Consider the following 13,245-nt stretch of genomic DNA (forward strand, 5'->3'; position numbering starts at 1 on the left):
CGTAAAAGAAAATGAAGCAGACAAGGATTGAGGATATTGACCTTATCTAACTCGAGGAAGCAAATCTTGGGAGGATATCCTATATCCAAAAGTTAATGGGTAGAAAGGATTGTTGATGAGGATACTATTTGTGGTGGTTTAGCAGATCACTACTAGCTCAGCTTAATCAAAATGTAAAAAAGCAACAACTATTTCAGTTGTTGCTTTTTAGGTGGCTGAGATTTTGTTCTAGGTTAAATGGTTTATTTCTCAACACGGGATTTATTTGCAATATCTGTAAGAATTAATTCTACAAATGCATCCACTGACATGGTTTCTGTTTCTTTTTGACCATAACGGCGAACGTTTACAGCCTGCTCTTCCATTTCCTTGTCCCCAACGATCAATTGGTAAGGAATCTTTTGTGTTTGAGAAGCACGGATCTTGAACTGCATTTTTTCATTGCGTTCATCCACATCTGCACGAACACCACGGTCACGTAGTTTCTTAGCCACTTCCCAAGCATAGTCCACGTGTTTTTCGTTCGATACTGGGATAAGGGTTACTTGGTGAGGAGCAAGCCAGGTTGGGAAAGCTCCCTTGTAGTTTTCAATCAAGATCGCAGTAAAGCGTTCCATCGTTGAGATAACCCCACGGTGGATCATAACTGGACGGTGTTCTTCTCCATCTGCTCCAATGTAATGAAGATCAAAGCGTTCTGGAAGCAAGAAGTCCAATTGGATGGTAGAAAGGGTTTCTTCTTTACCAAGAGCTGTTTTCACTTGGATATCCAATTTTGGTCCGTAGAAGGCTGCTTCCCCTTCTGCTTCATAGTACTCAACACCCATATCATCAACGGCTGCTTTCAACATGCGTTGAGCATTTTCCCACATTTCATCGTTGTCAAAGTATTTGTGTTTGTCTTCAGGATCACGGTAAGACAAGCGGAATCGGTAATCTGTCAAGTTAAAGTCTTCATACACATCGATGATCAATTGAAGGATCTTCTTGAATTCTTCCTCGATTTGTTCTGGAGCCACAAAGGTATGACCATCATTCAGAGACATTTCACGCACACGTTGAAGTCCTGTAAGGGCACCAGATTTTTCATAACGGTGCATCATACCGATTTCAGCGATACGGATTGGCAATTCGCGGTAAGAGTGCACATGATGTTTGTAGACTTCAATGTGGTGAGGACAGTTCATTGGACGAAGAACAAACTCTTCTCCATCCCCCATATCCATTGGTGGGAACATGTCTTCACGGTAGTGATCCCAGTGACCTGAAGTTTTATACAGTTCTACAGAAGCAATTGGTGGAGTGTAGACGTGTTGGTAGCCTGCTGCTACTTCTTTATCAACGATATAGCGTTCCAACTCACGACGGATGGTCGCACCATTTGGCAACCAGAATGGAAGACCTTGACCAACTTCTTGAGAAATCATGAAGAGGTCAAGCTCTTTACCAAGTTTACGGTGGTCACGTTCCTTGGCTTCTTCACGCATTTGAAGGTAGTTCTTCAAGTCTTTCTTGTCAAACCATGCTGTACCGTAGATACGTTGCATCATCGCATTGTCGCTATTCCCACGCCAGTAAGCACCAGCAACGTTCAGAAGGTGGAAGATTTGGATGCGACCAGTTGATGGGACGTGTGGTCCACGGCAAAGGTCAACGTATTCACCTTGACGGTAGATGGTCAACCCACCTTCGTCTTCTGAATGTTCTTCGATCAATTCTAATTTGTACGGATCATTTTTGAAGATTTCACGCGCTTCATCTTTGGTCACTTCTTCACGAACAGATGGGAAGTTTTCTTTCACGATTTTCTTCATTTCTTCTTCGATACGAGGAAGGTCTTCGTTAGAGATTTGACCAGCTTGGTTGTCTGTATCGTAGTAGAAACCATCTTCGATCGCTGGACCGACACCCAAGTGGATATCTGGGAAGAGGCGACGAGCTGCTTGGGCAAACAAGTGAGCTGCTGAGTGACGCAAGATTGGAAGAGCGTCTTCGTGATCAGGTGTCACGATTTCAATGCTTCCATCTTCGGTGATGGCACGAGTTGTGTCAATCAATTTGCCGTTGAATTTACCAGCAAGAGCTTTTTTAGCCAAAGAATTGCTGATAGATTGGGCAATTTCAAAAGTAGTAACGCCAGATTCGAATTCACGAACAGCGCCATCTGGGAAAGTAATCTTAATCATGATTTTCTCCTTATAAAGTTTTTAGTAGCTAAATGGGTGGGAGGTGTCTTTGAACATTGGAATCGTCACTCCTTTTGATGTCTTCATGAAGAAATCAAAAAAGCGACCTCCTCGAAAGGACGTCGCAACGTGGTTCCACCTTCATTTATGTTCCTCAAAAAAGAGGGACACCTCTGATTGGCTCTAACGTAGCCACCGTTTTATGTTTGCATAAAAGAATCACGAGTAGTCCCAAACCTATCCTCTACGCGATTTCCAGCCCCACGCGCTCTCTATCAGATTTCCTAGATTTGATATGTCTCTGTCAGTTATTATAGCACGATTGAAAAATTTTGCAAGAAAAAGTTTCATTTTCAATCAAAGAAATGCGTGATTTTACGGATTTTCTTCACTTGTTTGACCGAAGCCTTCATCATCTTCACAGATCCATTGACCGGAAGAGCAATCACCTTGGTCGGGATTTTCACAATGGTCTTAGACATCCGCTTAACCCGACTTTGCTCAGGATTCAAATCATTTGAAAAGTCTTTAGAGATGATTTTATCCAAGTAAAATTCGTAGACCCGACGGCCAAAGGTTGCTGCAGAAATATCATCAATCTTTTCTGCCCACTTGGTCTCATCGATTGGAGGCATCTCCTCAATCGCTTCAAGAATCGCTTGTGCCAGATCACTCTCTTCATAAAAGAGCTTTCCAAACATAGGGTCATCAATCACATGATCGAGATAAGGATTGCCATGAGCGATGATCGGGGTACCACTCGCAATACTCTCTAAATAAGTCAACCCTTGCGTCTCACTCGTTGAAGCTGAAATAAAGAAGTCAGCCGCCTTATAGTAAAGAGCTGTCTCATTTGGTGGGATCATCCCTGTAAAGACAACCGCATCTGAAATCCCCAGTTTCGCCGCTTGTTTTTTCAAATCATCCAAATAAGGACCATCTCCAGCCACGATCAACTTAACTTTTGGATTGACCTTGAGGACATCAGGAAGAGCCGCAATAACAGCCTGAATATTCTTTTCATAAGAAACCCGCGACAGACTCAGTAAAAGCGTTTCATCTTCTGCGACTTCATATTTTTCACGAAGGGCTGCTGTCTCTGTCGGAGTGATTTCTGGTCGGTCAAACTTGGCCAAATCAATCCCTGTCGGAATAATGCGTTTTTCTGCCTTGACCTTGTACTTTTGGAGCAAGTCATAGACGATCTCACTAGGACAGATCACGCCGTCCAGATCATTCATATAACTTCTCACAATGTATTTGACCATACTTGGGCGAATGACCATGCCTCTTGCAATATAGCGGACATAGTCCTCATACTGGGTATGGTAGGTATGAATGACTGGAATCCGCAACTCGCGTCCAATCCACACTCCCAAAAGGCCTAATGAAAACTCAGTCTGGGTATGGATAATATCCAACTGGTATTGCTTGGCAATGGCAAGTGCCTTTGAAAAACCACGATAAGCAACGCGGCGGTCCTTAAAGGCGAAGAAAGGCACACTTGGAATCCGAATAATCTGCCAATCTTCATAGCGGTTCACATCTTTATCCGTTGTCGTAAAGATAAAGACCGTGTGACCCAATTTTTCTAATTCTGTTTTGAGCGTCCGAATGCTGGTCGCCACTCCCGAAACTTGCGGGAAATAGGTATCTGTAAATAACCCTACACGCATCTTACATCTCCAAAACTGTTTGATAGGCTTCGACCAATTGATAAGCCACTAAGTCAATCGAACGACTTTCAGCGACCTTGTAGCCTGCCTCCCGCTTGTCTACTTGTCCGTTCAAGACCTTGTTCAAGGAATCCACAAATTCGTCTACATTATGGCACAATTCAGATGACGTCTCGTCAATCCAGCCATTATATACGGGAATATCCCGCAAGACCGTGTGCTGATGACTGGCCAAGGCTTCCAAAACAACGATTCCTTCTGTTTCTTCATAAGATGGGAAGAAGAAAGCATCTGAACCCGTCATGGCCCCTTGGAAGACTGCTCCCTTGAAGTAGCCAGGGAATTCCACATTACTCGGATGATCCTTTTCCACGATACGACGAATCTTACGCGGAATGATCCATTTGTTGATAGAACCTAGCCAAATAAAGCGCACATCCGGCATGCGACGGGCCACTTCTACGAAATCTTCAATCCCTTTGCGTTTAAAATAAAGCCCTGCACAGATGACAACCTTTTGACCTTCTTGGATATTAAAATGCTTGCGAAAGACTTCTTCTTTTTTCGGATCCTTCTTGTATTTTTCCAAATCAATCCCATTGGAAACCGCGATAATCGGTGTGGTCACCCCATAAGACTGAATCAGGTGTTTGGAATACTCAGATGGCGTGATCACATAGTCTGCCTTTTGGTACATGTGAGCCAAATACTTCCCAAACAAGGGCGCAAAAAAGTTAGACCCGATAAAGGAATTTTCAAAATCCTCACGGGTTGAATGGCCATGCATGATGACTTTCTTTCCACGACGCTTTGCTGCATGGAGCAAAAGGAAACTCCGTGGGCCATAGGTATTGATATGCACCACATCATAATCTCCTAAAATATCTGTCGTATACGGAATCCCAGCCAAATCAAGCGCATGCATTTGATGCTGCAAGGCTCGACCAATTCCTGATTTTTGTAATACGGATTTTCCTTCTAAATACAGTAAAACTTTCATACCTTCTATTATACCGAAATAAAGAGTGCCCAGCAAGTCTCTACCTGTTTGCAGTATAAAAAAGAGGCTAGAACAGTTCTGTTCGAAATTTAAAATTCTATTTTATTTATATACGATATACAAAATCCAATTGCGATTCTGTTTTTCCTCAATTTTTGAAAAACCAATACTTGTTAGTAACTGACTAAATTCATGACTTGTACGATAATCTGTCATATGATAATGTATTTTTTCTTTTTCAGAAGCAATTATCAAAGTAGAATTGCTGGACAGGACTCTATAAACTTCTTGAAAACTCTTTTTTATATCCTTCCAAAAAATATGGGTCTGAATAGCAAATATTCTATCAAAATAGTTATTTTGATAAGGCATATTCTCCACATTTCCAATCTTAAGTTGGACACTACCTTTTCTTATGGAATCTGAATGAACACGTTGGGCAGTTCTATATGATTCCTTAGAAATATCAATACCATGAATCTCAAGATTTTTATTTAAAGCAAGAAGGTTCTTGATAGTACTCCCGCCACCGTAACCAATTTCTAAAATTCTATAATTATCTGAAATAGTAGTCTGTTTAATCGCCCAAAGACTAAGTTTTTTAAAATAGAATGACCATATTTTTGTGATGACTCTACCAATAAGACCACTAGGTTTTTGAGACTGCTTAATAAGAAATTCAGTTAACATTAAATATCTTCCCTCAATTATTATAAGTTTGAAATATCATTAATTATATTTCAAACTTAATTGTATTGTAAATATCAGATATCGTCAAGAATTAATGAAATAATCTGAGATAAATTTCAAAGTTGTGCTATAATTGATATCAAATGGAGTGTTCAAATGAATCAATATCAAAAAACAACAGAAAAAAAGAAGCAAGCTATTATTCAGTCTGCTCTTTCTTTATTTAAAGAAAAAGGGTTTAAAGAAACAAGTATACAATCAATTGCAAAAGTCGCAGAAGTTTCTCCTGTGTCAATCTACAATTACTTTGATAAGAAAGATAATTTAGTAGCTTTATGTATTAATGAATTGTTTAAAGACATCATACAAGAAGCTGAAAACATTCTACTCAGTAATATAGATTATAAATCAAAATTAAATCAAGCCTTAGCTTTATGTCAGAAAAAAATAAGCCAACAGATTTCTAACTACTTTCAAGAAAAAACGTTAGAGGATCCTACTTTTACGAAACTTATGACAAAAGCGATAGATGAGAAAAAGCGTGAAATATATCGTGCATATATTGAGCTAGGTAAAAATGAAAATATAATTGCTAAAGATTTGTCAACAGAGGTTATTTTAAACGTCATGAGTGCTCTCAATAGCACAGGAAATCATCTATCTCCAAATAAAAACATAGAAGACGAAACAAAACAAATTCATCATATTTTGTTGTATGGTATTTTAACAAACTCTAGAACGATTTAATTGTAACTTACACATCAATATTTGAACCAACACTCATTCAATTTCACTTCATCATTACTTATGATTAATGACACATATAAAAAGAGGCTAGAACAGTTCTGTTCTAGCCTCTTAGACTAGTAGACACGTCTTCCCATGTCGAGACTCTAGTCTACTAATCCTTATTTTTTGGTCGTTCCACGTTGGTTGATCGTATGAGACAACAACACTTCACGTTCTTCCAACTCTTCTTTGTGCATGATCTTGGTCAACATGCGCATACTGATCGCACCAAGGTCATACAAGGGTTGGCCAATCGTTGATAGATTTGGACGCGTGTAACGAGTTACTTGTGAATCATCGCTGGTAATAATTTCAAAGTCTTCTGGTACCTTGATTCCCTTATCAGACAAGCCGTTCAAGAGCCCTGCAGCCAATTCATCCCCTGTTACAAAGGCAGCTGTTGCTTTTGACGCAATGATGCGTTCTGCCAAGTTATAACCTTCATCGTAACGGTACTTGGATTCAAAGACAAGCCCTTCGCTATAGCTCAATTTTTTCGCTTTTAAAGCTTCTTTGTAGCCTGTCAAACGAATTTTTCCATTGATATCATCCACCAATGGGCCACTTACAAAAGCAATTTTCTTGTTGTGTTTTGCCAACTGTGTAACAGCATCCACAGTCGCTTGCTTGTAGTCAATATTGACACTTGGCAATTGGTGTTCAACATCCACTGTACCAGCAAGGACAACTGGCGTCCGAGAGCGTGAAAATTCTGAGCGAATCTTTTCTGTCAAATGATAGCCCATGAAAATGATCCCATCCACTTGTTTTGAAAAGAGGTTGTTTACAACTGAAACTTCTTTGTCATCGTCTTCATCGCTATTTGCAAGAACAATATTGTACTTGTACATTTCAGCAATGTCATCGATCCCCTTAGCCAATGTAGAGAAATAGCTATTCGTGATGTTTGGAATCACAACACCGACTGTTGTTGTTTTCTTGCTAGCAAGACCACGCGCAACAGCATTTGGACGGTAATCCAAGCGTTCGATCACTTCTAAAACTTTTTTACGTGTATTTTCTTTAACGTTTTTATTCCCATTTACTACACGACTAACGGTTGCCATTGAAACCCCTGCTTCACGGGCGACATCATAAATTGTTACTGTATCGTCTGTATTCATAAGATTTCCTTTCATTGTTGAAAATTTCGTTTTCACTCTCTAATTAATCCTATTTTATCACTTATTGTAAACACTTTCAAGCATTTTGGTAAAATTTTGTAAACTCTTGCTTTTTTGGGGAAAATTTGACAAAATAGATCCATAGAAAGAAGGTAGCATTATGTCTAAATTAGATCAAATCGTCGATTTTCTTGAAACTGAAAAAACAGATGTCGCTGTTGTATCCGATCCTGTCACCATCAATTACCTGACTGGATTTTACAGTGATCCCCACGAACGTCAACTCTTCTTGTTCGTTTACACGGACCACGAACCACTTCTCTTCGTTCCTGCACTTGAAGTGGAACGGGCGACTGCAGTTGTCGATTTCCAAGTGGTTGGCTATGTGGATTCTGAAAACCCTTGGGAAAAGATTAAAGGGGCTATCGCAAAACCAGATGCTAAAACCGTTGCACTTGAATATGATAACTTGATCCTTACCAAATACAATGGCTTACGTACTGTCTTTGAAAAAGCGGAATTTACTAACTTAACACCTCGGATTAACCGGATGCGCTTGATCAAATCTGCTGATGAAATCCAAAAAATGTTGGTGGCTGGTCAATATGCAGATAAGGCTGTCAATATGGGATTCGACGCCATCTCACTGGATAAAACAGAAACTGATATCGTAGCAGAAATCGACTTTGGAATCAAACGCTTGGGTTATGAAATGAGCTTTGAAACCATGGTCTTGACTGGAAATAATGCAGCTAACCCACACGGAATTCCTGGAAGCAACAAAGTCGAAAACGATGCTCTCTTGCTCTTTGACCTTGGCTGTATGGTGAATGGTTATGCGTCTGATATGACTCGTACTGTTGCTGTTGGAAAACCTGATGATTTCAAAAAAGAAATCTACCACTTGACGTTAGAAGCTCAACAAGCAGCCATTGACATGATCAAACCAGGTGTAACAGCACATGACGTAGACCGTGCTGCACGGAGCGTCATTGAAAAAGCTGGTTATGGTGAGTACTTCAACCACCGCCTCGGACACGGGATCGGAATGGACGTGCATGAATTCCCTTCTATTATGGAAGGAAATGACATGGTACTTGAAGAAGGCATGTGCTTCTCAGTCGAACCAGGAATCTATATTCCAGGTAAAGTCGGTGTCCGTATCGAAGATTGTGGGTACGTAACAAAAGACGGATTTGGACTCTTCACAGAAACCAGCAAAGACTTACTTTACTTTGACTAATCCTTTAGTCGTTTCAATATATAACAAACATCTTGTTTCGTTAATAACTATAAAAAATGAGGCTGGGACAAAAGTCCTAGCCTCTTAATTGTTTTTGGATTGTCGAGCAAGACGCAGTGGTTGAGTGGGCTCTACTACGCTGATTTCATCAGCTTTTACAGCCCTACTCAACTGTGCGGAGGTGGGACGACGAAATCGATTTCTAACGAATGACCGATTTCTGTCCCACTCTCATTTTTCTTATGAAACCGATTCTAGATTCATTCTTTTCTGCGTATCTTCTACAACGTCTTTTAAAGTGGTTTGGGACATTTCTTTTTCCATAGCAGTCTGAATGTCCTCAAGCTTTCCATCTAAAACATTATGGATATTGTGGCCAATTGGGCAGGCTGGATTCGGATTGTCATGAAAACCAAATAATTGACCTGTCGAACCTAAGCATTCTACTGCTTGATAGATATCCAGCAGGCTGATCTCATCGGCTGCTTTTGCGAGCTCAGCTCCGCCTGTCCCACGCGCTACATGGATCAATCCAGCTTTCTTCAACTGAGACAAGGTTTTTCGAATAATAACAGGGTTCACGCCGACACTTCCTGCCAAAAAATCACTGGTTACTTTTGTTTTTTCTCCTTGTAGAGCAATCATGATCAAGACATGAGTCCCAATGGTAAAGCGACTCGAAATTTGCATAACTTCACTCCTTTCTACCCGTTTTGAAGATAGAGTCTATTGAACAACCGTCAAGGGACGACTTTCGTTATTCCTATTATACTCTTTTTAGTTGTAATGTCAACAGTTACACTATTGGAAGAAGTCCTCTAGCCAAGCATCGATTTCTCGATCATGACCTTCTCTCTGCTCAATCTCATGAAGAAGCTCATGATTGTGGGTATGATGAATGCCATTGACCAAACTTTCATAATACACTTGGTAATAAGGAAGATGGAGGTCTTTTGCAAGTTTCAGTTCTTTTTGGACATCATAGTCCACCCGTCTAAAATCTACATCTTTTAACCCCATTTGATCAAATTCAAGAATAGCATACATGGCCCGAAGGTCCTTGCGAAGATTCTTTTCCAAAAAGAAAGGTTGACCGATCGATCCAGGATTGATAATCAGTTCTCCTCCTGTCCCGTAGCGGAAAAACTGCTGGTGAATGTGTCCGTAGACTGCGATATCACAAGACGGGTTTGTCACCAAACGATCAAAATCCTTCTGCTCACCAATGTGGATCAATTCGCGACCCCAATTCTTATCAGGTAAGTGGTGGGTAATGCCGATCTTTAAACCTGCGATTTCTCTATGGACCTGCATGGGCGTTTTCTGCATGTCTTCAATTTCCTGGGGCGTGATTTCTTCAAGAATATATTGACACTGGCGCATGAGGTAGCGATGACTGGGTCTGGTCTCATCCAACATCCCCCTCATAGCCCGCCAAAGACTATCCTCCCAGTTCCCAAGGACTTTGACCGTAATCGGTAACTCCTCTAACAGCTCCAAGAGGTCCCGTCTCCCTGTCCCTGGCATCAAACTATCTCCCAAGAGCCAATATTCATCCACCTTGGCTTTTCGACTATCCTCTAGGACAGCTTCCAATGCTGTCGTATTTCCATGAATATCTGAAAGTAAAGCAATTTTAGTCATGATCTTCTCCTTCTCTCCATTATAACAAAGAGAAGAAAAACTTCCACCCTAAGGTGAAAGTTTTATGAACATTCCATGCTACCAGAAATGAAAACTCAGGCTAGAAGCGGAAGCTTCGTCGTTGGATTTATCTTTTTCCAAAGAGTTGCTTAACGGCTTTGTATCTTAATCTACTGATTTGAGGGCTTCTAGCATATCTACTTTTCGGAGATAATGGTCAACATAAATTCCTAACAGGACCAAAAGAAGGATCAGTCCTCCTACAGGGAAAATGAAAACACCAAGTCCTACTTTGGGGTAAAAGAGAATGGCATCTGGTGCAATCATGGCAATAAGAAATTGATGAAGATAATAGCCCCCCACTAACCCCATGAGGATCCCTATGATAGACAATAAGATGGTTTCGCGGTAAATATAGAGTGTCACTTCCTTATTATGGAATCCCAAGACCTTGATGGTCGATAATTCACGGATCCGTTCCGCCACATTGATATTGGTTAAATTATACAAGATCACGATAGCTAACAAAACCGATACAACTACTAGAATCATCATGGTGGTGTCCAACGATTTGGCAACTGAGTTAAAGAGGGAAATCATCGAAGCATTTTGACTGACTGCCTTCACAGCTGCAAGAGCCATCATGTCCCGACTAACTGCTTGCACTTGTTGTGTGGAGGAATTTTGCAGCTGTACCAAATAGCTGTTTTCTGAAGTCCGCTCTCCGTAGATTTTTTGGTAACTTGCCTGATCCATATAGATAAAATGGCCGACATAATTTTCAGTGATTCCTGCCACCTTAAAAGAGTGACCATCTAGGGTCAGTCGATCCCCAACTGTAACCTGGGCTAGTTGTGCTAGTTTGCTACTGATGATAACCCCTTTCTTTAGAGACAAAGATTCCCCTTGCTTGAAAGAACGCAGGCTGACAAAGGGAGAAAAATCTGCACAATCCGTAACCAACATCGTAACGGTCTGCTTGTCGTGTCCATTTTTTAAAGAAGCTTCAATGACCTTACTATAGATAGCTCGATAATCCTTGATGTCTGATTTTGCCAGACGATTGGTTAGTTCTTTGCTTTCTTGGTAGGAGGCATTCGTTTTTTTGGCTACAATCAACTCATAAGATAGGATCTCTTGAAATTGGCGTTTGGAAACACTTCCTACAGAAGATTGAATCCCTAGCCCTGCAAAGAGAAGAGCAACAGAACCCGCCACTCCAAAAATGGTCATCAGCATCCTTTGTTTGTAACGAAAGAGATTGCGAGCAGTAACCTTGTGCGTGAAATTCAGACGCTTCCAAATAAAATGGACACGCTCCAGAAAAATTTTCGAACCGGATACTGGTGGTTTGGGCAGTAATAAAAGATTGGCTTCTTCTTTTAATTCCTTACGAGCAACCCAGTAAGCTGGAAGCACACTCGCGACGAAAGACAGTCCAAGAGCAATCAGAGTAATATCCCTATAAAAATACTCTCTGCTCTCTCCTATAACCATCCCTTGCGTAATAATGTTGGAGATGATTCCCGATAGGAAATAATGCCCCAACAAGCTTCCTAGAAGGGTTCCAATCGTACCAGCAAAGAATCCATAGAGGACAAATTTGAGAATGATGTCCTTGGTTCGATAGCCCAACGCCTTAAAAACGCCTGCATTGGTCCGCTCTTCATCGACAAAGCGCGTCATCGTGGTGAAGGTCACCATGGCTGCTACCAGATAAAGAACGACCGGAAAAATATTTCCGATAGCAGAGATACTGCTACTAGCATTGCTATACATCAGGTAACCTTGTCCGCCTGGCATGGTCTTGCGATCATAAACATGATAAGTTGGAATTTCCAGCTGATCTCGCTCGGTTTTGGCTTTTTTTAGCTCCTCCTCTTTTTTTGCAAGTTCCTTTTCACCTGCAGTCCAGTCCTTCTTTTTCTGATCCAGTTGTTCTTTAGCTTGATGGATTTTTTCTTGACTGGCTACTCGCTCTTTAGCTGGCAGAAATGGAGCTAGTTTACTGAGCTGCGTCTCCTGCAAGTCTAATTGCTTTTGAGCCTGATCGATCTGATTCTTGGCTGACTGTAATGTTTCCTTGGCACGACTGAGTTCTTTCTGGCCTTTTTGGATCTGCCCATCCGCCTCCTTCTTGAGTCTTTGATAGCGAGCCTTTCCATTGTCTTTCAGAAGTTTTTCTAACTCTTCTTGGTGATCTTCTAGCCGTTTTTGGTAGGCTTGCGAAAAAGAATCCAAAGATCTCAGATCATCAAACTGGATCCGCGCCATCACAGGGAGTTTAGTCGTAAAGACCTCTTTTGAAACCAGAGCATAGGCATCCAGATTCCCACTGCCACTCATGGCAGTGCCTAAATTCTTTTGAGACCACATCTCAGAGGATTGAACAAAGCCAACAATGGTGAATTGCTTTTGCTTTAAACTAGACCTAGTTCCCGCCTTTTCTTCAAGTGTGAGGGTATCCCCTAATCGATAACGATCCTCCCAAAAACTCGCTAGGGCCAATTCCCCTTCTTTTTGAGGCAGACGCCCCTTGGTCACACGAAAAGAAGAGAGACTCTTTGGGGGAGAAAAAAGTCGGATTGCCTTTCCTGTTCCTTTCAACGTCAGATCCAGCAGTGAACCAAATTCGACACGCGTCCCTTTGAGTCCTAAAAGCTCCTCTTGGTCTACCTGGTCTAATCCCAAGTCCCCCATGACAGCAAGATCTAGCATCTTTTGTTGCTGAATAAACTGGTTAGCCGTTCGATGCATATTTGGAGTAGTCACCTTTAAGCCTACCAAGGCCAAGCTTCCCAACAACATCAAGGTTAAGATGGAGAGAAAACGTCCTTTTGAATGTGTAAAAGAACCAAACAGATCCTTCCAATAGACTTTTCGTTTCATGCTA

General features: G+C 41.2%; 10 protein-coding genes. 2 read left to right on the forward strand and 8 right to left on the reverse strand.

Annotated elements, in window-relative coordinates:
* Window positions 1–242 precede the first annotated feature (242 nt).
* The 4 genes from thrS to HMPREF2893_RS05940 all read right to left on the reverse strand — a co-directional run bounded on the left by thrS (window position 243) and on the right by HMPREF2893_RS05940 (window position 5,552).
* Window positions 243–2,186, reverse strand: a complete 1,944-nt coding sequence (thrS, locus tag HMPREF2893_RS05925) for a threonine--tRNA ligase (protein WP_070675005.1) — start codon at window positions 2,184–2,186, stop codon at window positions 243–245.
* A 353-nt stretch (window positions 2,187–2,539) separates the two neighbouring features.
* Complete coding sequence (locus HMPREF2893_RS05930; RefSeq protein ID WP_021153617.1) at window positions 2,540–3,862, reverse strand: glycosyltransferase family 4 protein; 1,323 nt, start codon at window positions 3,860–3,862, stop codon at window positions 2,540–2,542.
* Window position 3,863: 1 nt separating this feature from the next.
* Window positions 3,864–4,862: an LTA glycolipid anchor biosynthesis glycosyltransferase, IagA/BgsA family gene (locus HMPREF2893_RS05935; protein WP_003008161.1), complete on the reverse strand. Its 999-nt coding sequence runs from the start codon at window positions 4,860–4,862 to the stop codon at window positions 3,864–3,866.
* A gap of 102 nt (window positions 4,863–4,964) precedes the next feature.
* A complete protein-coding gene (locus HMPREF2893_RS05940) occupies window positions 4,965–5,552 on the reverse strand; it encodes a class I SAM-dependent methyltransferase (RefSeq protein ID WP_049485661.1) in 588 nt (195 codons plus the stop codon).
* 156 nt (window positions 5,553–5,708) lie between these two features.
* On the opposite strand from HMPREF2893_RS05940, the gene HMPREF2893_RS05945 reads away from it, so the two are divergent.
* On the forward strand, window positions 5,709–6,299 hold the full coding sequence (locus HMPREF2893_RS05945; RefSeq protein WP_024055141.1) for a TetR/AcrR family transcriptional regulator: 591 nt from the start codon (window positions 5,709–5,711) through the stop codon (window positions 6,297–6,299).
* Between the two features lie 161 nt (window positions 6,300–6,460).
* Here HMPREF2893_RS05945 and ccpA read toward each other — a convergent pair whose 3' ends face one another.
* Window positions 6,461–7,465 carry a catabolite control protein A gene (gene ccpA, locus HMPREF2893_RS05950; RefSeq protein WP_003005429.1) on the reverse strand — a complete coding sequence of 335 codons (1,005 nt, stop codon included), beginning with the start codon at window positions 7,463–7,465 and terminating at the stop codon, window positions 6,461–6,463.
* A gap of 160 nt (window positions 7,466–7,625) precedes the next feature.
* On the opposite strand from ccpA, the gene HMPREF2893_RS05955 reads away from it, so the two are divergent.
* Window positions 7,626–8,708: a M24 family metallopeptidase gene (locus HMPREF2893_RS05955; protein ID WP_003008166.1), complete on the forward strand. Its 1,083-nt coding sequence runs from the start codon at window positions 7,626–7,628 to the stop codon at window positions 8,706–8,708.
* 240 nt (window positions 8,709–8,948) lie between these two features.
* Here HMPREF2893_RS05955 and HMPREF2893_RS05960 read toward each other — a convergent pair whose 3' ends face one another.
* The 3 genes from HMPREF2893_RS05960 to HMPREF2893_RS05970 all read right to left on the reverse strand — a co-directional run bounded on the left by HMPREF2893_RS05960 (window position 8,949) and on the right by HMPREF2893_RS05970 (window position 13,241).
* On the reverse strand, window positions 8,949–9,398 hold the full coding sequence (locus HMPREF2893_RS05960) for an Rrf2 family transcriptional regulator (protein ID WP_023918737.1): 450 nt from the start codon (window positions 9,396–9,398) through the stop codon (window positions 8,949–8,951).
* A 111-nt stretch (window positions 9,399–9,509) separates the two neighbouring features.
* Entirely contained in the window at window positions 9,510–10,352 is an 843-nt protein-coding gene (locus HMPREF2893_RS05965) for a metallophosphoesterase family protein (protein WP_070675008.1), read from the reverse strand.
* A 165-nt stretch (window positions 10,353–10,517) separates the two neighbouring features.
* On the reverse strand, window positions 10,518–13,241 hold the full coding sequence (locus tag HMPREF2893_RS05970) for an FtsX-like permease family protein (RefSeq protein WP_070675011.1): 2,724 nt from the start codon (window positions 13,239–13,241) through the stop codon (window positions 10,518–10,520).
* Window positions 13,242–13,245: the final 4 nt, after the last annotated feature.

Source organism: Streptococcus sp. HMSC072C09 (assembly GCF_001813105.1).
Lineage (GTDB): Bacteria > Bacillota > Bacilli > Lactobacillales > Streptococcaceae > Streptococcus.